This window comes from Caballeronia sp. LZ016, from assembly GCF_031450805.1.
In the GTDB taxonomy this organism is placed as follows: domain Bacteria; phylum Pseudomonadota; class Gammaproteobacteria; order Burkholderiales; family Burkholderiaceae; genus Caballeronia.
This window is the reverse complement of record NZ_JARTVY010000001.1, coordinates 724,342-748,554: the sequence shown is the minus strand read 5'-3', so window position 1 is coordinate 748,554 and position 24,213 is coordinate 724,342. Positions and strand designations below refer to the sequence as shown.

General features: G+C 64.0%; 19 protein-coding genes. 10 read left to right on the top strand and 9 right to left on the bottom strand.

Translation table 11 applies throughout. The features are described 5' to 3' along the window. Window positions 1-100: 100 nt before the first annotated feature. A complete protein-coding gene (locus P9220_RS03525) occupies window positions 101-1,144 on the bottom strand; it encodes a rod shape-determining protein (protein WP_004189550.1) in 1,044 nt (347 codons plus the stop codon). A gap of 378 nt (window positions 1,145-1,522) precedes the next feature. On the opposite strand from P9220_RS03525, the gene gatC reads away from it, so the two are divergent. From gatC to P9220_RS03500, 5 genes are all read left to right on the top strand, one after another. Next, on the top strand, window positions 1,523-1,822 hold the full coding sequence (gatC, locus tag P9220_RS03520; protein ID WP_309763612.1) for an Asp-tRNA(Asn)/Glu-tRNA(Gln) amidotransferase subunit GatC: 300 nt from the start codon (window positions 1,523-1,525) through the stop codon (window positions 1,820-1,822). 74 nt (window positions 1,823-1,896) lie between these two features. Then, window positions 1,897-3,390 (top strand): Asp-tRNA(Asn)/Glu-tRNA(Gln) amidotransferase subunit GatA, encoded by a 1,494-nt coding sequence (gene gatA, locus P9220_RS03515; protein WP_309763611.1) that lies wholly within the window; start codon window positions 1,897-1,899, stop codon window positions 3,388-3,390. Between the two features lie 2 nt (window positions 3,391-3,392). Beyond that, on the top strand, window positions 3,393-4,862 hold the full coding sequence (gatB, locus tag P9220_RS03510) for an Asp-tRNA(Asn)/Glu-tRNA(Gln) amidotransferase subunit GatB (protein ID WP_404980374.1): 1,470 nt from the start codon (window positions 3,393-3,395) through the stop codon (window positions 4,860-4,862). 80 nt (window positions 4,863-4,942) lie between these two features. Then, on the top strand, window positions 4,943-5,782 hold the full coding sequence (locus P9220_RS03505; protein WP_309763609.1) for a PPK2 family polyphosphate kinase: 840 nt from the start codon (window positions 4,943-4,945) through the stop codon (window positions 5,780-5,782). Window positions 5,783-5,807: 25 nt separating this feature from the next. After that, window positions 5,808-6,590, top strand: a complete 783-nt coding sequence (locus P9220_RS03500) for an exodeoxyribonuclease III (RefSeq protein ID WP_309763608.1) — start codon at window positions 5,808-5,810, stop codon at window positions 6,588-6,590. Between the two features lie 6 nt (window positions 6,591-6,596). On the opposite strand, the gene P9220_RS03495 is transcribed toward P9220_RS03500, so the two are convergent. The 6 genes from P9220_RS03495 to argB form a co-directional block, all read right to left on the bottom strand. Next, complete coding sequence (locus P9220_RS03495; RefSeq protein WP_309763607.1) at window positions 6,597-7,532, bottom strand: M48 family metallopeptidase; 936 nt, start codon at window positions 7,530-7,532, stop codon at window positions 6,597-6,599. Continuing rightward, window positions 7,529-8,815, bottom strand: a complete 1,287-nt coding sequence (locus P9220_RS03490) for an AmpG family muropeptide MFS transporter (RefSeq protein WP_309763606.1) — start codon at window positions 8,813-8,815, stop codon at window positions 7,529-7,531. Before P9220_RS03490 ends, P9220_RS03495 begins: the two co-directional genes overlap by 4 nt. A 45-nt stretch (window positions 8,816-8,860) precedes the next feature. Further along, window positions 8,861-9,469: a methionine biosynthesis protein MetW gene (metW, locus tag P9220_RS03485; RefSeq protein WP_309763605.1), complete on the bottom strand. Its 609-nt coding sequence runs from the start codon at window positions 9,467-9,469 to the stop codon at window positions 8,861-8,863. After that, window positions 9,466-10,611 carry a homoserine O-acetyltransferase gene (locus tag P9220_RS03480; protein ID WP_309763604.1) on the bottom strand — a complete coding sequence of 382 codons (1,146 nt, stop codon included), beginning with the start codon at window positions 10,609-10,611 and terminating at the stop codon, window positions 9,466-9,468. Before P9220_RS03480 ends, metW begins: the two co-directional genes overlap by 4 nt. Window positions 10,612-10,865: 254 nt before the next feature. Then, window positions 10,866-11,633, bottom strand: a complete 768-nt coding sequence (locus P9220_RS03475) for a pyrimidine 5'-nucleotidase (protein WP_309763603.1) — start codon at window positions 11,631-11,633, stop codon at window positions 10,866-10,868. A 51-nt stretch (window positions 11,634-11,684) separates the two neighbouring features. After that, window positions 11,685-12,584 carry an acetylglutamate kinase gene (gene argB, locus P9220_RS03470; RefSeq protein WP_035967206.1) on the bottom strand — a complete coding sequence of 300 codons (900 nt, stop codon included), beginning with the start codon at window positions 12,582-12,584 and terminating at the stop codon, window positions 11,685-11,687. 159 nt (window positions 12,585-12,743) lie between these two features. Here argB and P9220_RS03465 point away from each other — a divergent pair, with 159 nt between their 5' ends. From P9220_RS03465 to P9220_RS03450, 4 genes are all read left to right on the top strand, one after another. Further along, window positions 12,744-12,965, top strand: coding sequence for a cysteine-rich CWC family protein (locus P9220_RS03465; RefSeq protein ID WP_309763602.1), 222 nt, complete (start codon window positions 12,744-12,746; stop codon window positions 12,963-12,965). Window positions 12,966-13,098: 133 nt separating this feature from the next. Continuing rightward, complete coding sequence (locus P9220_RS03460; protein ID WP_309763601.1) at window positions 13,099-14,397, top strand: ATP-binding protein; 1,299 nt, start codon at window positions 13,099-13,101, stop codon at window positions 14,395-14,397. An 80-nt stretch (window positions 14,398-14,477) separates the two neighbouring features. Then, window positions 14,478-15,020 carry a response regulator transcription factor gene (locus tag P9220_RS03455; RefSeq protein WP_309763600.1) on the top strand — a complete coding sequence of 181 codons (543 nt, stop codon included), beginning with the start codon at window positions 14,478-14,480 and terminating at the stop codon, window positions 15,018-15,020. An 842-nt stretch (window positions 15,021-15,862) separates the two neighbouring features. Continuing rightward, on the top strand, window positions 15,863-17,164 hold the full coding sequence (locus tag P9220_RS03450; protein ID WP_309763599.1) for a solute carrier family 23 protein: 1,302 nt from the start codon (window positions 15,863-15,865) through the stop codon (window positions 17,162-17,164). A gap of 45 nt (window positions 17,165-17,209) precedes the next feature. Here P9220_RS03450 and P9220_RS03445 read toward each other — a convergent pair whose 3' ends face one another. Next, on the bottom strand, window positions 17,210-18,877 hold the full coding sequence (locus P9220_RS03445) for a Na+/H+ antiporter (RefSeq protein WP_309763598.1): 1,668 nt from the start codon (window positions 18,875-18,877) through the stop codon (window positions 17,210-17,212). A 337-nt stretch (window positions 18,878-19,214) separates the two neighbouring features. Here P9220_RS03445 and P9220_RS03440 point away from each other — a divergent pair, with 337 nt between their 5' ends. Next, complete coding sequence (locus P9220_RS03440; protein WP_309765366.1) at window positions 19,215-20,528, top strand: EAL domain-containing protein; 1,314 nt, start codon at window positions 19,215-19,217, stop codon at window positions 20,526-20,528. Here P9220_RS03440 and P9220_RS03435 read toward each other — a convergent pair whose 3' ends face one another. After that, window positions 20,529-24,095 carry an indolepyruvate ferredoxin oxidoreductase family protein gene (locus P9220_RS03435; RefSeq protein WP_309763597.1) on the bottom strand — a complete coding sequence of 1,189 codons (3,567 nt, stop codon included), beginning with the start codon at window positions 24,093-24,095 and terminating at the stop codon, window positions 20,529-20,531. It lies immediately after the preceding gene. Window positions 24,096-24,213 lie beyond the last annotated feature (118 nt).

Below are 24,213 nucleotides of genomic sequence, written 5' to 3'. Positions count from 1 at the left end.
ACGGCCCGGGCGATTGCCGGGCCGTGCGCGCGTTGCGTTACGCGGATGTTGTGAGTGTCGTCTCAGCGTCGCGTGGATTCAAGGACGCTGAAGGCCGACATCACTCGTAGGAGAAGATGCTGCCCAGCTTGTCCATGCGTTCGAGGGCCATGCCCGAGCCGCGCACGACGCACGTCAGCGGGTCTTCGGCGACGAGCACCGGCAGGCCGGTTTCTTCCGCGAGCAGGCGGTCGAGGTCGCGCAGGAGTGCGCCGCCGCCAGTCAGCATCATGCCGCGTTCCGCGATGTCCGCACCGAGTTCCGGCGGCGTCTGTTCCAGCGCGATCTTCACCGACGACACGATTTGATTCAGCGGGTCAGTCAGTGCTTCGAGGATTTCGTTGCTCGAAATAGTGAAGCTGCGCGGAATGCCTTCGGACAGATTACGGCCCTTGACTTCCATTTCCTTCACTTCGGAGCCGGGGAACGCCGAGCCGATTTCCTTCTTGATGGCTTCAGCCGTTTGCTCGCCAATCAGCATGCCGTAATTGCGGCGGATGTAATTGACGATGGCTTCGTCGAACTTGTCGCCGCCGACGCGCACCGAACCCTTGTACACGATGCCGCCCAGCGAGATGACGCCGACTTCCGTCGTGCCGCCGCCGATGTCGACGACCATCGAGCCGGTTGCTTCCGAAACCGGCAGGCCTGCGCCGATCGCAGCGGCCATCGGTTCTTCGATCAGATACACCTGCGATGCGCCCGCGCCGTGTGCCGCTTCCTTGATGGCGCGGCGCTCGACTTGCGTGGAGCCGCACGGCACGCAGATGATGATGCGCGGTGACGGCGAGAACATGCGGGATTCGTGTGCAGTCTTGATGAACTGCTTGATCATCTGCTCGGTGACGGTGAAGTCGGCGATGACGCCGTCTTTCATCGGGCGGATGGCTTCGATGTTGCCCGGCACCTTGCCGAGCATCTGCTTTGCTTCCTTGCCGACAGCCTGAATGGTCTTCTTGCCGTTCGGGCCGCCTTCCTGGCGGATGGAGACGACTGACGGCTCGTCGAGGACGATTCCTTTGCCGCGCATGTAGATCAGCGTGTTGGCGGTTCCGAGGTCAATCGCCAGGTCGTTGGAAAAATAGCTGCGCAAAAAGCCGAACATTCAAAAATCCTGTCTCGCTGGGTAGCCGTGCCTCGTTAAGAGCGCCGGGGACGGCAGCGGAAAAAATAACGGTTTGCGGGGACGGCGATAAGGCCCGCCGTGAATGCAAATCCGAGCAGAAATCTACCGCGGAGTTGAACGTGCCACGCAAACGTTTCTCGCAAAGCATCGAAGCAAGGAGAAAGCCGCTGACAGGTCGATCCGGATGTGAGTCGAACGTGTAATGATACCTTATAATTTGGGGGTTTCTATAGGAAAAGGACGGCACTTTTTGCCATCCTCGGCCCCGCTTCGACGGCTTTCCGCCCAGATCGTAACTGTCTGTTGCAGCGAACGTTTTTGGCGTGTGAGTTGTTCATGTTTTTCTCCGGTGATCCCATGTCTTTGACCCTGACCGACGTAAAACGCATCGCCCATCTGGCGCGGCTCGAATTGCCCGACGACGAGGCCGAACCGACGCTTGCTCGGCTCAACGATTTCTTCGGACTGGTCGAACAGATGCAGGCTGTGGATACCGCCGGCATCGAGCCGCTCGCGCATCCCATCGACGCGATCGAGGACGTCGCGCTGCGACTGCGTGACGACGCAGTCTCAGAGCCGGTCGAACGCGAAGAGTTCCAGCGTTCGGCGCCCGCCGTGCAGGACGGCCTGTATCTGGTGCCGAAGGTGATCGAATAAGCATCGCTCGGACGCGCGTCGAAACATCGATATTGCGCGCGGCGTGACGCCGCCGCGTACATCAGGGAACTGCAATGCATCAGAAAAGCTTGACCGAACTGCGCGCCGCGCTCGACTCGAAGGAAATCTCCGCCGTCGAGCTGGCCCAGTCGTATCTGCAACGCATCGAGGCCGCGAAGGACCTCAACGCGTTCATCGGCGTCGATCGCGAGCTGACGTTCGAGCAGGCGCGCGCCGCCGACGCGCTCATCGCGCAAGGAGGCGCGGGCGCGCTGACCGGCCTGCCCATCGCGCACAAGGACGTGTTCGTCACGCGCGGCTGGTCGTCGACGGCGGGCTCCCACATGCTGGAGAACTACGCGAGCCCGTTCGATGCGACCGTCGTCGAGCGCCTGAAGCGCGCCGGCATGGTGTGCCTCGGCAAGACGAACATGGACGAGTTCGCAATGGGCTCGTCCAATGAGAACTCATACTTCGGCCCGGTCAAGAACCCGTGGGATGCCAGCGCGGTGCCTGGCGGTTCATCGGGCGGCTCGGCGGCGGCGGTGGCCGCGCGTCTCGCGCCGGCCGCGACAGGCACGGACACGGGCGGCTCCATTCGCCAGCCGGCGTCGTTCACCGGCATCACCGGCATCAAGCCGACGTATGGCCGCGTGTCGCGCTACGGGATGATCGCGTTTGCATCGTCGCTGGATCAGGGCGGCCCGATGGCGCAAACCGCAGCCGACTGCGCGCTGCTTCTCAACGCGATGGCCGGCTTCGACGAGCGCGACTCCACGAGCCTGCAGCGCGAGAACGAGGATTACACGCGCCATCTCGGCGCAACGTGGAGTGGCGACGACGCTGCGAAGCCGCTCGCCGGCCTGCGCATCGGCCTGCCGAAGGAGTACTTCGGCGCGGGCCTCGCCGACGACGTGCGCGCCTCCATCGAAGCCGCGCTGAAAGCCTACGAAACGCTCGGCGCGACGCTCGTGGATGTATCGCTGCCAAAGACCGAGCTTTCGATTCCGGTGTACTACATCATTGCGCCTGCTGAAGCATCGTCGAATTTGTCGCGCTTCGACGGCGTGCGCTACGGTCATCGCGCCGCGCACTACACCGATCTGCTCGACATGTACAAGAAGTCGCGCGCCGAAGGCTTCGGGCCGGAAGTGAAGCGCCGGATTCTCGTCGGCACTTACGTGCTCTCGCATGGCTATTACGATGCGTACTATCTGCAGGCGCAGAAGATTCGCCGCATCATCGCGCGCGACTTTCAGGAAGCGTTCAAGCAGTGCGATGTCATCATGGGGCCGGTCGCGCCGTCGGTGGCCTGGAATCTCGGCGAGAAGACCGACGATCCCGTTCAGATGTATCTCGCCGATATCTACACGCTGTCGGTCAGCCTCGCGGGCCTGCCCGGCATGAGCGTGCCGTGCGGTTTCGGCGCGGGCGCGAACGCGAATCGCCCGGTCGGCTTGCAGATCGTCGGCAACTATTTCAACGAAGCCCGGATGCTCCAGGTCGCCGATGCGTTCCAGCGCGCGACCGACTGGCACCAGAAGGCACCATCGGCATCGGGAGTGTGAACATGCAGTGGGAAGTCGTCATCGGTCTGGAAACGCACGCGCAGTTGTCCACCGTCTCCAAGATTTTTTCCGGCGCGCCGACGCAATTCGGCGCTGCGCCGAATACGCAGGCTTGTCCCGTCGATCTCGCGTTGCCGGGCGTCCTGCCCGTGATGAATCGCGGCGCGGTCGAGCGTGCGATCCGCTTCGGGCTGGCGATCGGCGCGCACATCGCGCCGCGCAGCATCTTCGCGCGCAAGAACTACTTCTATCCTGATCTGCCGAAGGGCTATCAGATCAGCCAGTACGAGATTCCTGTCGTGCAGGGCGGTCAGATTACCATTCAGGTGCCGGCGAACGAAAAGGCCGGCAAGGATGCGTACGAGAAGACCGTCAACCTGACGCGCGCGCACCTCGAAGAGGATGCCGGCAAGTCGCTGCACGAAGACTTCGCGGGCATGACGGGCATCGACCTGAATCGCGCGGGCACGCCGCTGCTCGAGATCGTCACGGAGCCGGAAATGCGCAGCGCGGCGGAAGCGGTCGCCTATGCGAAGGCGCTCCACGGGCTGGTCGTGTGGCTCGGCATCTGCGACGGCAACATGCAGGAAGGCTCGTTCCGCTGCGATGCGAACGTGTCGGTGCGCCCGGTCGGCCAGCAAGAGTTCGGCACGCGTGCGGAGATCAAGAACCTGAACTCGTTCCGCTTTCTGGAAGAGGCGATTCAGTACGAAGTGCGTCGTCAGATCGAGTTGATCGAAGACGGCGGCACTGTGGTGCAGGAAACGCGTCTGTACGATCCGGACAAGCGCGAAACGCGCTCGATGCGCAGCAAGGAAGACGCGCACGATTACCGCTATTTTCCCGATCCCGATCTGATGCCGCTCGTGATCGATTCGGCGTGGGTCGAAAGCGTGAAGGGCGATATGCCCGAGCTGCCCGCGGGCATGCAGAAGCGTTTCGCCGAGAACTATGGTCTGACGCCGTACGACGCGGGCGTCCTGACTTCGTCGAAGGCGATGGCAGCGTACTTCGAGGCCGTCGTCGCGAAGGCGGGCGCGGCGCAGGCGAAGATCGCGGCGAACTGGCTGATGGGCGATGTCTCCGCCCAACTAAACCGTGAGTCGCTGGAGATTGGCGAATCGCCGGTTTCGGCGGCGCAGCTCGCGTTGATTCTGCAGCGCATTGCGGACGGCACCATCTCGAACAAGATCGCGAAGGACATTTTTCAGTCGATCTGGGAAGAGAAGGCAACGGACGAGGGCGCGGCGGACCGCACCATCGAAGCGAAGGGGCTGAAGCAGATTTCGGATACCGGCGCGCTCGAAGCGATCATCGACCAAGTGCTCGCCGCCAATCAGAAGTCCGTGGACGAATTCCGCGCGGGCAAGGAGAAGGCGTTCAACGCGCTGATCGGCCAGGCGATGAAGGCGACCAAGGGGAAGGCGAATCCGCAGCAGGTCAACGAGCTTTTGAAAAAGAAATTATCCTGAGCGTCTGAACGGACATTTACGGGCTGTTGCCGGCAAAGCCTGGCAGCAGCCCGTTTTTATTTGATAAGGCGAAAAGAGACATGGCAAAAACCCCCGAGCTCGACGATTTTCGCGTCCCATTCTTCGACGGCGGCAAGAAGCTCAAGCCATTCGATCTAAGCTCCGTCGATCCCTCTGCGAAGCCGTTTTCCACCGGCGCAAAAGACGATGACCGCGCGCGCCTCGCGGAAATCGGCACGCTGCTCGACGACCTGCAGGAACGCCTGCATGCGCAGCGGCATCGGCGGGTGCTGCTCGTGCTGCAAGGCATGGACACGAGCGGCAAGGACGGCACCGTCCGCGCGGTCTTTCACGACGTCGATCCGCTCGGCCTGCGCATCGTGCCGTTTCGCGCGCCCTCCGAACGCGAGGCCGCGCACGACTTCTTGTGGCGCGTTCACGCGCAAGCACCGATGGCCGGCGAATTCGCGATCTTCAATCGCAGCCACTACGAAGACGTGCTGGTGCCGCGCGTGCTCAAGCAGATCGACGACGACGAGTGCGAGCGACGCTATCGACATATCCGCGATTTCGAAGCGCTGCTCGCAGATACCGGCACGACCATCGTCAAATGTTTCCTGCACATCTCGAAGGACGAACAGCGCGAGCGTCTGCAGGCGCGCATCGACGATCCGACCAAGCACTGGAAGTTCGATGTCTCCGATCTCGAGGCCCGCAAGCTCTGGGACGATTACCGGCATGCGTATGAAGTGGCGCTCGGGTCGACATCGACGGAATACGCGCCGTGGTACATCATCCCCGGCAATTCGAAGACGCATCGAAACTTGATGGTCGCCGAACTGCTTCTGCGCATCATGCAGGGCATGAAGCTGGAATTCCCGCCGGCGAAGGAATCGCTCAAGGGCATCAAGGTCGAATAATCAGGACACCAATAAAAGGAAGCATATGTTTCGCGTCATCACCGCCAATCTGAACGGCATTCGTTCGGCCGCCAAGAAAGGCTTCTTCGACTGGTTCGGCGAACAACAATCCGATGTCGTCTGCGTGCAGGAAATCAAGTGCTCGCAGGACGATCTGACGCCCGAGTTTCTCGCGCCGCACGGCTTTCAAGGCTACTTTCAGCACGCGGTCAAGAAGGGCTATAGCGGCGCGGGCGTCTACACGCGCCATGAGCCTGACGATGTGATCATCGGCTTCGGCAGCGACGAGTTCGATCCCGAAGGACGCTACGTGGAAGCGCGCTTCGGCAAGCTGTCGGTTATTTCGGTGTACGTGCCGTCGGGTTCGAGCGGTGAAGAACGTCAGCAGGCGAAGTATCGTTTCATGGACGAGTTCATGCCGCATCTCGCGGAACTGTCGAAGCAACGCGAAGTGATCGTGTGCGGCGACGTGAACATCGTGCACAAGGAAATCGATATCAAGAACTGGAAGAGCAACCAGAAGAACTCCGGTTGCCTGCCCGAAGAGCGCGAATGGCTCACGAAACTGTTCGACGAAGTCGGGTACGTCGATGTTTTCCGCACGCTCGACACGCGCCCCGAACAGTACACGTGGTGGAGCAATCGCGGCCAGGCGTATGCGAAGAACGTCGGGTGGCGCATCGATTATCAGATCGCGACGAAGGAAGTCGCCGCGACCGCGAAGCGCACTTCCGTGTACCGCGATATCAAGTTCAGCGATCACGCGCCGCTGACGGTCGATTACGACTGGAAGCTCGCGAAGAAGTAAGCGCGGTCAGCGCCCCGTTTTCTTGAACCGCCCCATGCCGGCATAAGCCGGCAGCTGATCGATGTTCTTGCCGATCGCCTTCGCATAGAGCGGCATCATGTCGGGCATGCGTTTGAGCAAGTCCTGCCGGCGATCGGGGCCGTACGGATGCATCCAGATGAAGCCGTTGTCGGCGCGACGCGTGGCCGTATCGACCTTGTTCCACAGCGTGACGGCGGCGCGCGGATCGTAACCTGCGCGCGAGGCGATCTCGCTGCCGATCACATCGGCTTCGGTTTCGTCCGCGGGGGAGTAGCGCATCGCGAGCAACTGATCGCCGATGCCGAGCGGCGTCGAGCCGACGTCCGCGAAGCCGAAAAGCTGCGGCATCGTGCCCGCGGTCAGTTGTGCGGCCTGCTGCCGTCCGAGCCGCTCGCGCGCATGTTCCCGCAGCGCGTGAGCGATCTCGTGGCCGACCATCATGCCGATCTCGTTGTCGTTCAGCCGCATCTTCTCGATCAGTCCGCTATACACGACGATCTTGCCGCCCGGCAGACAGTACATCCGGATCTCGTTCGACCTGACGACGCTCGTTTCCCACTTCCACGCCTTCGAGCGGTCGTTCCACTTCAGCGCGAACGGAACCTCGTGATTCACGATATCGCGCACGCGCTTGACGAGCGGATTGTCGCTCGCGAGCAGCAGCTTGTTGCGCTCCGCCTCGCGAACGATCTGCGCATATTCGTCGGCGGACTGCTGTTCGAGCGTCGCGGGGGGAATCAGATTCCGAAAGAGCGCCGTATTGCCGAAGCGGACCTGGCTGTTCGGCGCGGTGTAGGCGGGCGGCGCGCGATCCTCGTCCTGCGCGCGGGCGGCGAGCGGTGTCAGCGAGGCGACCGACACAAGCGACGCCGCAGCCAGCACGCCGGCCAGCGCACGATTGGCGAAGTTCCGCACCGTCATCGTTTCGTTCTCCAGGGCGCGATCAACGGCAACAGTAACATGCCCGGAATCGACAGCACGACGCACACGAGGAAGTACTCGAACCAGCCCGTCTGCGCGACGATGAACCCGCTCGCCGACGCCGCCACCGTGCGCGGCACCGCGGCAAGGCTCGTGAAGAGCGCGAACTGTGTCGCGGTGTAGCGCGGGTCCGTTGTGCTCGCGATGTACGCGGTGAACGTCGCGAGCGTCAGGCCCGTCGCGAACGTCTCGAAGCCGTACAGCACGCCGAGCGCGAGCGGCGACGGCCCGATCTTCGCGAGCCAGGCGAATCCGATGGTCGCGACGATCTGCAGCACGCCGAAAATCCACAGTCCGCGCGCGATGCCGATCTTCACGAGAAACACGCCGCCGATGATTCCACCCGCGATGCTCGTCCAGAACGCGACTGTCTTCGCAATCACGCCGATCTGCGGCATCGTGAAACCGATATCGAGGAAGAACTTCGTGGCGAGCGCCGTCGCCATCGTGTCGCCGAGCTTGTAGAGGAAGATGAAGCCGAGCACGAGCAGCGCGGTGCGCCAGCCGTCGCGCGTCACGAATTCATGGAACGGCTCGATGATCGCGTCGCGCAGGTTCTTCGGCGGCGCGCCGTGGATTTCCGGTTCCCTGATGCAAAGCGTCATGACGATGCCGGGCAGCATGAACAGCGCGGTCACGACGAAAACGGTTTTCCACGGCAGGAAACCGGCGAGAATCAGCGCGAGCGATCCCGGCACCAGGCCCGCCACCTTGTACGCGTTGACGTGAACCGCGTTGCCGAGACCTTGCTCGGTATCGGCGAGCAATTCGCGCCGGTATGCGTCGATGACGATATCCTGACTCGCGCTGAAGATCGCCAGCAACAGGGCGATGCCCGCGACGGTCCAGAGATTCTGCGCAGGCGAAAAGAAGCCGAACGCGCCGATGGCGAGCGCCACGAGCACTTGCGTGAGCAGCATCCAGCCGCGCCGCCGGCCCGGCTGCCAGAACGGCAGGTGCGGAACGTAGCGGTCCATCAGCGGCGCCCACACGAACTTCCACGTATAGGGAAGCCCGATCAGCGCGAACAGGCCGATCTGCTTGACGTTGATGTGCTCGGTCGTGAGCCACGCCTGAATCAGATTGACGAGCGTGAAAAGCGGCAGACCGGAGGTGAAACCGAGAACGATGCAGATCAGAATGCGCTTGTTCAGGAACGCGTGCCAATCGGGATCATCTTCGTGAGCAGTAAGAGCGGGCGCCTCGTGTGGCGTGTCGGGCATGTCGATGATGAAAAAGCGTTGTCGATGCGATGAAGCCGGGACGAATCACCGGCGCTTCACGCGATAGACCGCAAGACTACCACGCCAGTTCGCGCCCCAACGGACGGTTTGCCCGCCATGCAGCACCACCCGGTCCAGGATCTCGATGCCTACTTCGGGCGCGAGCGCCTCGAAATCCTTGATGGTCAGCACGCGCACGTTGGGCGTGTTATGCCATTGATAAGGCAGCGATTTCGACACCGGCATGCGCCCCTGAATGACCGCCAGCCGATGCGGCCAGTAGCCGAAGTTCGGAAACGAAACGATGCACTCACGCCCGACGCGCACCGTTTCGCGCAGGATCGCGGCGGTCTGGTGGATCGTCTGCAGCGTCTGCGAGAGGATCGCGAAGTCGAAGCTGTCGTCTTCGAAGAGACGCAGGCCGTCCTCGAGATTCTGCTGAATCACGTTCACGCCTTTCTGCGCACATGCAAGCACGCCGGCGTCGTTGATTTCGATGCCGTAGCCGTTCACTTCGAGCTCTTCGCCGAGCAGCGAGAGCAGCGAGCCGTCGCCGCAGCCGAGATCGAGCACCGTCGCGCGCGGCTCCACCCAGCGCGCGATCGCGCGAAAGTCCGAGCGCAGCGCAAGGGAATCGAGAGTGTTCTGGTTCATGCGCCGACCTCCGTGGCGATACGTTCGTAGTAGGCGCGCATCAGGTTGTGATAGCGCGCGTCGTCGAGCAGGAAGGCGTCGTGGCCGTGCGGCGCGTCGATCTCCGCGTAACTCACCGTGCGCTTGTTGTCGAGCAGCGCCTTCACGATTTCGCGCGAGCGCGCGGGCGCGAAACGCCAGTCGGTGGTGAAGCTCGCGATCAGATACTTCGCCTTGGTGCTGGCGAGCGTTCTGGTCAGATCGCCGTCGTGGGACTTCGCGGGATCGAAGTAATCGAGTGCGCGGGTAATGAGCAGATACGTGTTGGCATCGAAGTATTCGGCGAACTTGTCGGCCTGATAGCGCAGATACGACTCCACTTCGAACTCCACGTCGAAGTTGAAGTTGTACGCATCGAGCGCGCCTTCGGCACGGCGCAGCGCGCGGCCGAACTTGACGGCCATGTCGTCGTCCGACAGATAAGTGATGTGGCCGATCATCCGCGCGACGCGCAAGCCGCGGCGCGGCTTCACGCCATGCGCGTAGTAATCGCCGCCGTGGAAGTCGGGATCGGAGAGGATCGCCGAGCGCGCCGTTTCGTTGAACGCGATGTTCTGCGCGGACAGCTTCGGCGTCGACGCAATCACGATGCAGTGCCCGAGCCGCTCCGGATACATGATGCTCCACGCGAGCGCCTGCATCCCGCCGAGGCTGCCGCCCATGACGGCGGCGAATCGTTCGATGCCGAAGCGGTCCGCCACGCGCGCCTGCGCATGCACCCAGTCTTCGACGGTCACGACGGGAAAGCTCGCGCCGTAGGGCTTGGCCGTCGTGCGATCGATGCTCATCGGACCCGTCGAGCCGAAGCACGAGCCGAAATTGTTCACGCCGATCACGAAGAAGCGATTGGTATCGAGCGGCTTGCCGGGACCGACCATGTTGTCCCACCAGCCGACGTTCTTCGGGTCGTCCGCATAGACGCCCGCGACATGATGCGATGCATTGAGCGCGTGGCACACGAGCACCGCGTTCGAGCGTGCGGCGTTGAGCTCGCCATACGTTTCCACGACGAGTTCATAGTCGCCGAGCGAACTGCCGCTCTGCAGGACGAGCGGCTCTTTGAAGTGCAGGGTTTGGGGACTGACGATGCCGATCGATTCCATTCATTCCGCCTTTGACGAAGCGGCTAAACGGTGTCGGCTGTGCGCGGAGCATGGGCGCGGCTGACGACCTCTTTAGCCGCATTTATAGTGAACCGCCGGGCTTCGGCCCTGGGTTCGCGCGCCCGCAATCGAGTCAGCAAATCGGCGCGTGTTCAATTCAGATTAGCGGTGAAGTATAGCGGAAAACGTAATAAAAGCGGACAAGTCGCCGGTATGCGCGATGCCCCTTCGGACGGCGAAGGACTTGCGCCCGCTTACACCTTCGGATCGGGCCGCCCGAACGCACGACCGCGAAGTCCGAGCGAAAGCGCGCGAACGGACTTTACCGTGCGATCCACATAGTGCGGCCGCCCCGCGCCCGGCAGCCGCACCGACACCGAGCCGCTCGACGTGCGCGCCACCGGCAGATGCCCGACGATCCACACCGTCCGGATGCCGAGCCGACGATAGCGCTTGAGATGCCCGCGCGTATCTTCCACGAGGATCGCATCGGAGAGCCGCACGTGCGCGCGGCGCATCGCCTGGCGAAGCATCGGCGCATCCGGCTTGGCGCGCCATCGGTCGCCTGCGCGCATGTCCTCGATCGCGATCACGCGCTCGAACAGCCTGTCGATGCCCAGTTCCGCGAGCACTGCCCGCGCGTACACGGACGGCCCGTTGGTCAGCACGATCTTTCGTCCGGGCAACGCGTGCAGCATGCGCTTGATGCCGCGTTCGGCGCGCAGCATCGACGGAAGATCGGAGAACGTATGGACCACATGCAGGAAGTCGGCGGGATCGACGCCGTGATGCTTGACGAGCCCGAGCAGCGCCGCGCCGTAACGCACCGTATAGCCGACGCGCAGCCGGTTCGCCTCGTCGATATCCACCCCGACGCGGTCGATGATGTACTGCGTCATCGCGCGATTGATGGCCGGGAAAACCTGATGCGACGCGTGATGCAGCGTGTTGTCGAGGTCGAAGAGCCAGACGGGGCCGCGCGGTTCGACGCGACGGCGGCGCAAAGGGCGTTGCGAATTCATGGCGCTCGAAGAAACGCCCGCGCGGTGGCGGGCGTTGTGACGGGAAGAAGCTCAGTGCGAGCGGATCATGGTGCCGAACGGCTGCTCGGTCAGGATCTCGAGCAGCACCGAATGTTCGATGCGCCCGTCGATGATGTGCACCGAGCGCACGCCGCTCTTCGCGGCATCGAGCGCCGACGAAATCTTCGGCAGCATGCCGCCGGAGATGGTGCCATCGGCGAAGAGGGCGTCGATTTCGCGCGCGGAAAGGTCCGTCAGCAGGTTGCCTTCCTTGTCCATCACGCCGGGGATGTTCGTCATCATGACGAGCTTTTCCGCGTTCAGCACGACGGCCAGCTTGCCCGCGACCAGATCCGCATTGATGTTGTACGACAGGCCGTCTTCGCCGAAGCCGATAGGCGAAATGACGGGAATGAACGCGTCGTCCTGCAGCGCCTTCACGACGGCCGGATTGATCGACTCGACTTCGCCCACTTGCCCGATGTCGATGAACTGGCCGGGGTTGTCGCGGTCCGGCATCATCAGCTTGCGCGCGTGGATAAGGCCGCCGTCCTTGCCCGTCAGCCCGACCGCCTGACCGCCGAAGTGATTGATGAGCGTGACGATGTCCTGCTGCACTTCGCCGCCGAGCACCCATTCGACGACTTCCATCGTCTCTTCGTCGGTGACGCGCATGCCCTGAATGAAGGTGCCCTGCTTGCCGATTTTCTTCAGCGCCTGATCGATCTGCGGGCCGCCGCCGTGGACGATCACCGGATTGATGCCGACCAGTTTCAGCAGGATGACGTCGCGCGCGAAGCCCTGCTTCAGGCGCTCCTCGGTCATTGCATTGCCGCCGTATTTAATCACGACCGTCTTGCCGTGATACTGACGAATATAAGGCAGCGCCTCGGCCAGAATTTCAGCCTTCAGGGTAGGCGCGATCTGCGTGAGGTCGGGAAGGTCGGACATGGCGGCAGTTGAGGCAAAGAGCGTTTAAACACGCCGGATTGTACAGGACTGAGGCAGCGCAACAGGATGGTTTTCCCGCGACGCCGCCGCGTTTTCCGGCTCGGCGGCCGGCGTGCGATCATCGGCGATATTCCTTGTTGTCATCAACACGTCACCACGATGAACATCGAATCCACACGCGGGCAGCGCACGGACGGCGCACCCGTCTGCGCACGTTGCGGCGCGCCGTTCCGATGCGGTTCGCTCGCGGGCGACTCGACCTGCTGGTGCGCCGCGCTTCCCGCGCTGCCGGCGGATCTCCTGCAGCCAGACGAGCCTTGCCTGTGCCGCGCGTGCCTCGTTGCGCTGATCGAAAAGACGCGCGCCGCCGACATCGAATAGCAGAGCGTGTGCCGCGCAAGGTGCGACAAATCGCGCCATCGGCGGTTCCGGGGTGCGCGCAAGCGGGATAATGCCGCATGGAACACGAAACGCCCGGCGGCGCTTGCGCGGCCCGGCACGCAATCGACGGAACATGCACCGCATAACCAATACCGGACGCGTCAACCTGGGCCATCTTTTCTGGCTTCGCTCGCTCGCGATCATCGGCCAGTTGTCGACCATCGCCGTCGTGCAGATCTTCTACGGCGCGAAGCTCCCGCTGCCGGCGATGCTCCTCGTCATCATGCTCGAGATGATCTTCAACGGGCTGACGTGGCTGCGCGTCGCGCGGGCGCGGCCCGAGACGAATCTCGAGCTTTTCGGCCAGATGTGCGTGGACCTCGGCGCGCTTTCCGCGCTGCTCTTTCTCTCCGGCGGCGCGACGAATCCGTTCGTGACGCTTTATCTGCCCTCGCTCGCAATCGCCGCAGCCATTCTTCCCTGGGCGATGATGACCTGCCTCGCGCTCTTCGCCGTCGCCTGTTATGCGCTGCTCAGCTACAACTACGTGCCGCTCAATATCGAGAATCCGGCGAATCTCTTCGATTATTTCCGCACCGGCCTGTGGGTCAATTTCATGGTGAGCGTGGGGCTGATCGGCTGGTTCGTCGCGCGCATGTCGCGCGGACTGCGCCTGCGCGACGCCGCGCTCGCCGATGCCCAGCAACGCCATCTGCGCGATGAACGGGCGGTAGCGCTCGGCGTGCAGGCGGCGACCGTCGCGCATGAGATGGGCACGCCGCTTTCCACTATCGCGATGCTCTCCGAAGAGCTCCGCGATGCCGCCGCGCACGACCGTAACCTCGCGCCGTATTCCGCCGATTTCGAACTGCTCGAGCAGCAGATGGGGCTGTGCACGTCGGCGCTCGCGCGCCTGCGCAGCCGGGCAAGCGGGCCGTCGAGCCGGCAGGCGCTCGACGAATGGCTGAAGAGCTTCGTCGAGCAGTGGCGGCTGCGTCATCCGCAGGTGAAGTTCAGGCAGGTCGGCGATACCCCGGCGGGCGCATCCATCGACGATGCCGTCGCCGTCGGTCAGATTCTCACGATCCTTCTCGACAACGCCGCGCGCGCGAGCAGCGAGTTCGTCTCGCTGCAGACGGTGACCGAAAAGGTAGATCGCGCGCCGTACGTGCGTTTCGAAGTCTGCGATCACGGCGCGGGAATTCCGCCCGCGCTGCGCGCATCGCTGGGCGCGGGGCCGGTCGACAGCACGCAGGGCGGTCATGGCGTCGGACTCTATCTGGCGTTCGAGGCCGCGGCGCGGCTCGACGGGGCGATCGAACTGTTGCCGGGCGAGCCGCGCGGCACCCGCGCCGTCTTGCGATTGCCGGATCGCGGGGCGGTGACGGCGGCGGGCCAGGCCGCGCGGACGGAATCGAGCGGCGCAGTTTGAGCCGCATGCAGGAATCGAAATAGTGAAAGGGACCGCGCGGGCGCGGATATGCCGGTGGCGGTCAACAAGGAGAAACGAAAATGAGCGATACGAACTTTTTGATCATCGATGACGACGAGGTTTTCTCAGGCATCCTGGCGCGCGGTCTCGCACGGCGCGGCTACACCCCGCATCAGGCGCACAATGCCGACGAAGCGGTGAAGCTCGCCAATCAGCACAAGTTCGGCCAGATCACCGTCGACCTTCATCTCGGCAACGATTCCGGCCTGCGCCTCGTCGCGCCGCTGCGCGACCTGCAACCGGACGCGCGCATTCTCGTGCTGACGGGATACGCGAGCATCGCGACGGCGGTTCAGGCGGTGAAGGACGGCGCGGACAATTACCTTGCGAAGCCGGCGAATGTCGAATCGATTCTCGCGGCGCTGCACGAAGAGGCGAGCGAGCAGACGGCGGAGGAAGCAATCGAGAACCCGACGCTGCTGTCCGTCGCGCGGCTGGAATGGGAGCACATCCAGCGCGCGCTCGCGGAAAACAACGGCAACATCTCGGCGACGGCGCGCGCGCTCAACATGCATCGGCGCACCTTGCAGCGGAAGCTGGCGAAGAAGCCGGTGCGACAGTAAAGCCTTGAAGGAAGAGGGGCGTCTTGCGCGACCTGCGGCCGTGATGGAGGCGATGATCGCGCGGACGCGGCCGGGAAGGAGAAACTAAACGAGGCAGAAAAAAAAGAACCGCCCAAGCCGGGGAACGAGGGCGGTAATCGGAGAGTTGCAACGACTTCGTGCATATACATGGGGATACGCACACGGACAGCATACGTGGCGCGCGTCACCCGTTACATACGACTTTTCCTAAAACTAGGACGCTTCCTAATTGATTGCTTCTAGTCAATCAAACGGCGGCGGCAATTCGTTCGAGAGCCGTGCGCTTCGTTCCCCACATCCCACATCCCGCGCTCAAAATTGGCGTCATCTGGTCCATGCGAATGCCGCCTCGCGGGGCGTGCAGCTTGACCGAGAACATTGCGCAAAAGAAGGGCATCGCCTTTCAGCTGCTAGCGCAGCATGCGGACGTCGTAGCGGGCGCGGACTAGTGCCGCCTCGCGTCCGTTGCGGGCGATGGCCGTTCCCTCGCCCGGCGTAGCCCCATGTCGGCGGACGCGGCCAAGAAGCGCGCCGAAGCGTCAAGGGCGCGCGTCGCTAGCGGCGTGGATATTACCTGCCGCGGGCATCGACCAATTCAGCCTTGGCGCGCGCGCTTGTCGAACGCGCCCGGCAGCGCAACGGCGCAGCGGGCCGCGGGTCGCAGGTCGCGATATGGACGCGGGCTGCGCTTACCACACCGAATCGGCCCGCAAAATCCCCGATCATCCCGTAAGCCACACGTAATTTCGCTTCGCTTGCCACTGCCCGACCCACTCCGTACACTCGCGCCTGTTCAAAGATCGCCGAGAAGGAGCGTTGCCATGTCCGATTCATACTTCCCGCGCTGGCCGGTCCAGCCGGATGCGCAAGGCGGCCGCGTCGTCGCGCCCGACGAACGGCTGCACTGGCCGCAAATGATCGCCATGGGCGTGCAGCACGTCGTCGCCATGTTCGGCTCGACCGTGCTCGCGCCGCTGCTCATGGGCTTCGATCCGAATCTGTGCATCTTCATGTCGGGCATCGGCACGCTGCTGTTTTTCGTGCTCGTCGGCGGACGGGTGCCGAGCTATCTGGGCTCGAGCTTCGCGTTCATCGGGCTGGTAATCGCGATCACCGGCTACGGCGGACACGGGCCGAACATGAATATCCCGGTCGCGCTCGGCGGGATCATCGCGTGCGGCGTGGCTTACGCGATCATCGGGCTGATCGTCGCAGCAATCGGCACGAAATGGATCGAAACGCTGATGCCGCCGGTCGTCACCGGTTCGATCGTCTGCGTGATCGGGCTGAATCTCGCGCCCATCGCGGTCAAGGGCGTGAGCGGCAGCAACTTCGATTCGTGGATGGCGCTCGTCACCGTGCTGTGCGTCGGCGGCGTCGCGGTGTTCGCGCGAGGCATGGCGCAGCGGCTGCTGATCCTGATCGGCCTTGCAATCGCGTACGTCATCTATGCGGTGCTGACCAACGGCATGAGCATGGGCAAGCCGATCGACTTCTCGATCGTCTCCAACGCCGCGTGGTTCGGCCTGCCGCATTTCACCGCGCCCGTCTTCAACGCACAGGCGATGACCCTGCTCGCGCCCATCGCGATCATTCTCGTTGCGGAGAATCTCGGCCACATCAAGGCGGTCGGCGCGATGACCGGACGCAGCCTCGACAAGTACATCGGCCGGGCGTTCATCGGCGACGGCCTCGCGACCATCGTGTCGGGCTTCGCGGGCGGCACGGGCGTGACGACGTACGCGGAAAACATCGGCGTGATGGCGGTCACGAAGATCTACTCGACGCTCGTTTTTGTCATCGCGGCGCTGTTCGCCATCGTGCTCGGCTTCTCGCCGAAGTTCGGCGCGGTCATCCAGACCATTCCAGGGCCGGTGCTCGGCGGCGTGTCGATCGTCGTCTTCGGGCTGATTGCGGTGACGGGCGCGCGCATCTGGGTCGTCAACAAGGTGGATTTCTCGGATAACCGCAATCTGATCGTGGCGGCTGTCACGCTCGTGCTCGGCGCAGGCGACTTCACGCTCAGGCTCGGCGGCTTTGCGCTCGGCGGCATCGGGACCGCAACGTTCGGCGCGATCATTTTCTATGCGCTCCTGCGCCGGCGCGGCTCCGGCGTCGTCTGAGTCGTCGCCCTGCCGAAAGCCCGCATCGCGCGGGCTTTCGGCGAATCACCCCGCCATGCCGCGCTTCCGGTTCACGATCGCCGTCTCCGAAAGATCGATCTCCCGCATCAGCTTGTTCAGCGTCTCGTCGTTGATTGCCTGATCGGTTCGCAGCCGCAGCAATTCTGCGCGCTCGGCTCGCAGCGCCGCCATCTTCAGCCGCGTCTCCACGATTTCACTTTTCTTCGCTGCCGCGCGCGGCGCTTCATCGTCGCCGAGCGATGCCAGCCGGCGCCGGTACACGCTCATCACGCGCGCGGTCGTATCGGCGCAACGGGCGGACGCCGCTTCGTCCATTTCTTCGATCAACACGTCATGCGTATCGTCGATGGCGCGGATCGCCGCTTGCGCCGCGCGCAGGCGCGCCATGCGCTCTTCGGCGGCGTGCGGATTGCGCTCGCGCTTCGCCCCGCGCAACATCACCGGCAAGCCGACGACCGCCACCGTCAACGACGCCAGAATCACCGACGACGCGATGAAGATCGCGAGGTCGCGTCCGGCGAGCGGCGCGCCGTTATCGAGCGTGACGGGCAAGGACAGCACGCCCGCGAGCGTCACCGCGCCACGCACGCCGCCGATGGTCGTCATCGCGAGCGTGCGGATGCCGGGCGCGGCGCTTTCGAGGCCCGACTTCGCCGCGCTGCGGCTCGCGAACCAGCGCAGGCAATAGACCCACACGAAGCGCAGCGCGTACAGCGCGATCACCGTTGCAAGCACATAGCCGATCAGCATGCCGACTCGCGCGTTGCCGTCGTGATGCGCCTCCACCAGCGCCTGCCCGATGATGTGCGGCAATTGCAGCCCGAGCAGCAGGAACACCATGCCGTTGAAGACGAACTCGATCATCGTCCAGGTGCTCGTCATGCGCACGCGCACGGCGCTCGGAATGCTGTCGCGCAGGCTCTGGATGTTCATCATCATCCCCGCCGATACCGCCGCCAGAATGCCCGAACAACCCGCGCGCTCGGCGATGACGTACGCGGCGAACGGGATCAGCACGGTGAGGATGACGCCGGCGGCGGGATCGTCTTCGTCGGAAAACTTGAGGATGCGCGCCGGGATTTCGGTGACGGCATAGCTGATCGCCGCGCCGATCACGAGCCCGCCCACTGCGATCACCACGAAGCTCACCGCCGCCTCGCGCAGCGAGAACATGCCGGTGAGCGCGGCCGCGATGGCGAACTTCAGCGCGACGAGACCGGACGCGTCGTTCATCAGCGCTTCGCCTTCGAGGACATGCATCAGGTTTGCCGGAATGCGATTGCGCCCGGCGATGCCCGTCAGCGCGACGGCATCGGTCGGCGAGAGCACGGCGGCGAGCGCGAACGCGACGGGCAGCGGCATCTCCGGAATCATCCAGTGAAGGAAATAGCCCAGCGCGCCGACGGTGATGAACACCAGCCCCAGCGCCAGCATGAGAATCGCGCGGCGCTGCATGTACAGCTCGCGCTTCGGAATGCGCCAGCCGTCCGCGAACAGCAGCGGCGGAATGAACAGCAGCATGAACAGTTCGGGATCGAACGTCACGTGCAGGCCGAAGCCGGGCCACGCGAGCATCGCGCCGATGGCGATCTGAATCAGCGGAAGCGGCAGCTTGATGGGCAGCAGCGACAGGCCGACGCCCGACAGCGCGACGATCATCAGCAGGATGAGAACGGTGAAGACGATTTCCATGCAGGCAATGAGAATGCGGGACGCGCGCGGCGTCCGCGCGATGTCCGTTCGTTTCGGGAGACAGGGTTGACGCAAAAGTTTAGCCGGTCGCGCCTGCGATGACATTTTGCGAGGCGCACCGATGCGGTGCGTCGAAGTGCGGGAATCGCCTGCCGACGGTGCATCGGACGCGCTAAACGCCGACAAATACGAGGGCATCGCGCGCATGGACATTGCTTTATCGACAGCCACGGGACACGAGACTCCCGGCGTTACCACCGAGGGCTGTTCTTATGACAACGGTATCAGGCGGGACCGGCGCGCGACCGGAGCATACGGCATGTGGGAGGGCATCGACATGGTGATCGCCAACCCCGAAAAGACGACGATTTCCCCGCGCAGTTTCGAGCTTGGCGTGATGTCGGGACTCGACCGCTATTCCGTCGAGCACGGCGAGTGGACGCTGTCGAGCGTGTTCCAGCCGGTGTTCAGCCTGTCGCATATGCGGGCGGTCGGTTACGAAGGGCTGTTGCGCGCGCATGATGCGCTCGATCGCCCGGTATCGCCCGTCGATGTCTTCGGGCAGGCGGCGCGCGTCGGGGAAGCGCTGCAGATCGACAGGCTCGCGCAGGCGCTGCATCTGGAGAACTTCAAGATGCTGGGCGCCCAGACCGAATGGCTCTTTCTCAACGTGCATCCCGGTGCGCTGACCGAGCCGTATCACGCGGCGGCGTTGCTCGCGAACCTGAAGCGGCTGCATATCGAGCCGCGACGCGTCGTGCTCGAAGTGCTGGAGCAGAGCGCCGAGGATATCGAAGGTCTCGCGCAGGCGGTGCAGCAGTTCCGCGATCACGGCTTTCTCATCGCGCTCGACGATTTCGGCGCGGGGCATACGAACATCGAACGCATCTGGCAGCTCGATCCGGATATCGTCAAGCTCGATCGCGTGATGCTCGCGCACGCGGGACACAACGTCCATGCGCCGCTGTCCGCGCGCACGGTGAAGCAGCGGCGCAACATGGAGGCGGTGCTGTCGGGCATCGTCTCGCTGCTGCACGAAGCGGGCAAGCTCGTGCTGATCGAAGGCGTCGAGACGGAGCACGAGGCGCAGCTTGCGCTCGCGAGCGGCGCGGACTTCGTGCAGGGCTTCTTCTTCGCGCGGCCGCATCCGGGGCTGGCCGATGGCGCGCACGCAGAAACCATCATCAGCGATCTCACCGAGCGTTATCGATTCCAGACCGAAGCGCGCGAGCGGCGCGTGGCGACGCGGCTTCAGCCCTACGTTCGCGCGTTCGAACGCGCCGCCGAGCGGCTCGCGGCGGGCGAACCGCTCGACGAGGTGTGCTGGAATTTCCTCGCGCTCGATCACGCCGCGCGCTGTTTCCTGCTCGATCAGAACGGGCGGCAGTCGGGCCGCAATGTCGTGCTGCGCGCCGATCGCGCCGCCCATGAAGCGCGCTTCCTTCCGCTCGTCGACGCGCAAGGCGCCAACTGGCTGCGCCGTCCGTACTTTCGCGCGGCGCTCGGCGATCCCGAGCGCGTGCACGTGACGAAGCCGTATCTGTCGATCAACGAAGCGATGCCGTGCGTCACGCTGTCGGTCGAAACGCGTTCGGGCGGCAAGCGCTGCGTCCTGTGCGGCGATATCGACTGGCTGCCCGACGACGACTGATCACTTCGCCACGACCACCGGGATCCCCTTTAGCGACGATGCGCCCTTCATCGTGTCGATGGCGGCGCGCACCGCATCGCCCGTCGCCGCTTCGATGCCGAGACGCGCGGCGATATCGCGCTCGCTGCGCTTGATCATCGCGAGATTGGCGAGCTTCACGTGACCGTAGCCGCGCACGCGTTCGAACAGCGCGGCGAGCGCTTGCACGTCCTTCGCGTTGCGGGCGTCGAGTCGGGCGAGCGCGCGTTGCATCGTGATTTCGTAGTCGTTCGCCAACTGCCGTTCCATGCGGCGTTCCAGCGTCTTGCCGAACGGATCGAGGGCCGTGCCGCGCAGCGCACGCACTTTCGACAGCCCGCGGAACACCGGCCACATCCACTGGCCGAAGGTCTTCTTCTTCGGCACGCCGCCGTGCGACAGAACCGGCGGCGCGAGGTTGAACTTCACCGTGTAGTCGTCGCCCGCCGTGCCTTCGAACTGCGCCGCGAGCGCGGCCCGAAACGCCGGGTCCGCGTGCAGGCGCGCGACTTCGTACTCGTCCTTCACCGCGAGCAGCTTGTAGAACGTGATGGCGATGGCGCGCTTCACCTCGTCATTCGCGGCTGCCTTGTCGAGCAGCGAACGATAACGCTTCACGTACTTCTCGCCGCCATATGCCAGCAGCCGTTCCTCGCGATCGCGAACGAGGTCCGCAAGCGGCATCTGCTCCATCGCGACGCGCTTCGGCTGCGCGGATGCCGCCAGCGCATCGAGCGCGCTCATGTCCGCCGCCGCGAGCCGGCCAATTGCGAACGCCAGCTTGTTCGCCGGCACCGCAACGTTGTTCAGCTCGAGCGCGCGCATCAACGCGCCGTGCGACACGGGCACGAGCCCGAGCTGCCACGCGAAGCCGAGCATCAGAATGTTCGCGCCGATGGTATCGCCGAGAAAGCGCGCCGCGAGCGATTGCGCATCGCAGGTGCGAAGCGCGTCGGCGGCGTTCGGACCGGCGGCGTGGCGCATCTTGTCGATGAGCGCATCGGCATGGAGATTCGCGTCGGGGTTCTGCACGAACGTCGCGTTCGGAATCGCGTGCGTATTCACCACGATCTTCGTGCGATCGTGCCGCACCGTCTGCAACGCTTCCGGGCTCGCGCCGACGACCATATCGCAGGCGAGCAGCAGGTCGGCCTGCTGCGTGTCGATGCGGACCTGGTTCAGAAGCGCATCGGTGGCGGCGAAGCGCACGAACGACAGCACCGATCCGCCTTTCTGCGCGAAGCCCATGAAATCGAGCACGGATGCGCTCTTGCCTTCCAGATGCGCCGCCATGCTGATCAGCGCGCCGACGGTCACGACGCCCGTGCCGCCCACGCCCGTCACCAGAATGTCGTACGGCGCGTGATCGAGATGCGCGTGCGGCATCGGCAGCGCATCGACGCGGCGCGCGAGTTCGGCCGAATCGAACGCATGGCCTTCGGCCTTCTTCAGCTTCGCGCCTTCGAGCGTGACGAAGCTCGGGCAAAAGCCGTTCACGCACGAATAGTCCTTGTTGCACGAGGACTGATCGATGCGGCGCTTTCTTCCAAGCTCCGTCTCGACCGGTTCGACCGAAAGACAATTCGACTGCACGCCGCAGTCGCCGCAGCCTTCGCACACCGCCTCATTAATGAAGAGCCGCTTGTCCGGATCGGGGAACTCGCCTTTCTTGCGGCGGCGGCGCTTTTCGGCGGCGCACGTCTGGTCGTAGATGAGCACGGTCACGCCGGGCGTCTCGCGCAGGCGGCGCTGGACGGCATCGAGTTCGCCGCGATGATGGAACGTCGTGCCGTTCGGAAACCGGTCGTGATGGCCGTCGTACTTCTCGGGTTCGTCGCTGACCACGACGAGCAGCGCAATGCCTTCCGCTTCGACTTGCCGCGCGATCTGCGGCACGGAGATGCTGCCGTCGACCGGCTGGCCGCCCGTCATCGCGACGGCATCGTTATAGAGAATCTTGTACGTGATGTTCGCTTTCGCGGCGACGGCCTGGCGGATCGCGAGAATGCCGGAATGGAAGTAGGTGCCGTCGCCGAGATTCTGGAAGACGTGCGGCGTCTTCGTGAACATCGCGTGCGACGCCCAGTCGACGCCCTCGCCGCCCATCTGAATAAGGCCGGTGGTATCGCGCTCCATCCACGACGCCATGAAGTGGCAGCCGATGCCCGCCTGCGCGACCGATCCTTCCGGCACTTTCGTCGACGTATTGTGCGGGCAGCCCGAGCAGAAATAGGGCGTGCGCTTCACGGCATCGGCGATATTCGAGAGGATTTGCGGCGCGACGAGATCGACCACTTTCTCGCGGCGATCGAGCGCGGGCTTGTGGCGCGCGAGCCATTGCGCGAAGACCGGCAGCACGCGGGACGGCCGCAGTTCGCCGAGCGCGGGCAGCAGCGGCGTACCGTCTTGCGTCGCCTTGCCGATGACGACAGGCCGCGCGCCCGACGTGCGGTTGTAGAGATGGTCCTTGATCTGCTGCTCGATGACCGGCCCTTTCTCTTCGATCACGAGCACTTCCGAAAGCCCGTCGACGAAGGCGTCGAGCCGCGTCGTTTCGAGCGGAAACGACAGCCCGACCTTGTAAATGCGCACGCCCGCGGCATCGAGATCGTCGACGGTGAGTTCCAGGCGGCGCAGCGCTTCCATCAGATCGAGATGCGCCTTGCCGCACGTCACGATGCCGACGTTCGCGCGCGGACTCGGCGCGATCCACTTGTCGATGCTGTTCTTGCGCGCGAAGTGACGCACCGCGTCGAGCTTGGCGTGCAGCCGCGCTTCGATCGTGAGGCTCGGCAGGTCGGGCCAGCGGTTGTGCAGGCCGCCGGCCGGCGCGATGAAATCGTCGGGTGCTTTCCAGATCGTCTGCAACGCGTCGAGGTCGACCGTCAAGCCGGATTCGACCGTTTCCGAAATCGCCTTGAAGCCGACCCACGCGCCGGAAAAGCGCGAGAGGGCCCAGCCGTAAAGGCCGAATTCGAGCATGTCCGCGATGTTCGACGGATTCACCACCGGCATGTGCCACGCGATCATCGCCTGATCGCTCTGATGCGGCATCGACGACGACACGCAGCCGTGGTCATCGCCCGCGACGACGAGCACGCCGCCATGCGGCGACGAACCGTACGCGTTGCCGTGCTTCAGGGCGTCGCCGGCGCGGTCGACGCCCGGCCCCTTGCCGTACCACATCGCGAAGACGCCATCGACGGTGCGCTCCGGATCGCTTTCCACGCGCTGCGTGCCGAGCACGGCGGTGCCGCCGAGTTCCTCGTTGATCGCGGGCAGAAAGCGCACGTCGTGCGATGCGAGCAGTTTCTTCGCCTTCCACAGTTGCTGGTCGACCATGCCGAGCGGCGAGCCGCGATAACCGCTGATGAAGCCGGCCGTGTTCAGATTTGCGGCGCGGTCGAGCGCGCGCTGCATCAGTACGAGGCGCACGAGCGCCTGCGTGCCCGTCAGAAAGATGCGCCCGCTGGTGGCGGCGAGATTGTCGCTCAACTGGTAGTCCGAAAGCGCAGGGGCAAAAGTCGAAGCAGGGACGCGTGCGTTCATGGGCGTGTCTCTTTTGAGATGAGAGCGATACGCCATTCTTCGCCGACGATATCGGAATGTTTTTGCGCACTTGCTTCAATTCCGGCCGCATCGAAACGCAAGCGGATGATTTCCGGGA